Annotated in this window: 1 pseudogene; it reads right to left on the bottom strand. The window is 70.3% G+C overall.

Annotation, left to right across the window (positions count from 1 at the left end):
• Positions 1 to 1,470 (bottom strand): annotated as a pseudogene (locus RTO53_RS17040) (hypothetical protein); the annotation flags it as partial.

Here is a 1,470-nt window from a genome sequence, read left to right as displayed (position 1 = left end):
AAGCCCCAGTAGTCGTCCCAGTAGCTGTGCGTGGGCGAGGGGTAGCCCTCATGGCTGATCGACGGGGCGAGGATGCCGGCGAAGCGTTCCGGCGAGGGTTGGCTGGCCATGTAGCCGGGCACCAGCGTGCGCTCGCGCAGTTCCTGCAGGAACCGCAGTGCGGCCTTCACCTTGGGCAGGTAGGCGCGCACCGATTCAGGTCCGCCGTCGAGCCGGGCGACATCGGCCACCAGCGCGACGTACTGGCCCTGGCTGTCGTATTCGATATCCGACCCGAAGCCGGTGTTCACGCTGCCATCGTCGTTGAGGATCGGCGAGACCAGCCCGTTGGCATGCACGCCGTGTTCGCTGTACCAGGCCAGGTAGTCGCGCGCGACCTTCGCTTCGCCCATGCGCAGCAGCACCGCCGAAGTGGCCATGCCATCGCGGATGAAGGAGCGGTTGTAGTTGCGCGGTCCGGGCTGCATGGCCGGGCCGGTCTGGTTGATCAGCATGTAGGCGGCCTGCGCGCGCAGCATGTCCACCAGCGAGGGATCGGGCAGGCGCAGGCCGACCTGGCCCAGGCGTGCCTGCCAGTCGTCGGACGCGCGCGTGGCCAGTGCGTCGAAGGCGGCATCGGCGTCGCGCGGGGCATCGGCCAGGTCGAGCGCGGGCGCTTCGGGCAACGCGCCATCGGGACCGGCCGCCGCAGTACCGAGCGGGAATGCCACCACCACGGAACGGCTCTCTCCAGGTGCCAGGTGCACGCGGTAGCCCAGGGCCGCTGCTGCGAGACCGCTGGGGTCAATGGCTTGCTCGGCCGCAGGCAACGTGCCGCTGGCGATCGCTGCGGTGATCTCGGTGCGGCCATCGGGTCCAAATGGCGCCGCCCCGGCCGCGTCCACCGCGCTCAACGACTGCAGCAGGCGGCGGCCGTTGACGCGCACGCTGCGGCCGTCGATGGCGATCGCGCGGATCGGCGAAAGACCGCCGTTCTGCCACGGCGGGTTCATCTGCATCGGCCGCACCACCAGGGCCAGGGTGCCGTCCACCGGCGCGGTGCCGGTGTTGCGCAGGCGGTGGCGCAGGTAGGTGACCGGCTGGCCGTCGCGTTCGATCGCAAACGTTTCGCTGCGCAGTTCCAGCCCGGGCTGTGGCGACCACGTTGCCGACGGCATCGGCTTCCAGCCATCGCGCAGCGCGTGCTGCACCGGGTGTTCGCCTGCGCTGGCGGCGGTGCCGTCGGCGTTGCGCCAGATCGGCTGCACCAGCGGCGCGCCCTTGAACGCCTCGAGGTTGCCGTACTCGTCGAAGATCGATTTCTGCCGGCCGCCGTGTATGCCCACCGCGGTCCAGTAAGTCTGCTGCATGTGCAGCGAAGCCGGGAACAGGGCGCGTTGCGCGCCGCTGGCGGCGATCTGGTACTGCTTCATCGGCGTCATCACCGCCTTCGGGCCCAGCAGACGGAGGCGCGTCACCTGCGGTGCGTCG

The sequence above is a fragment of the Stenotrophomonas sp. genome, assembly GCF_031995405.1.
In the GTDB taxonomy this organism is placed as follows: Bacteria; Pseudomonadota; Gammaproteobacteria; order Xanthomonadales; family Xanthomonadaceae; genus Stenotrophomonas.
Note: the sequence above shows the minus strand (reverse complement) of the source record. Positions and strands in the feature narration are given on the sequence as shown.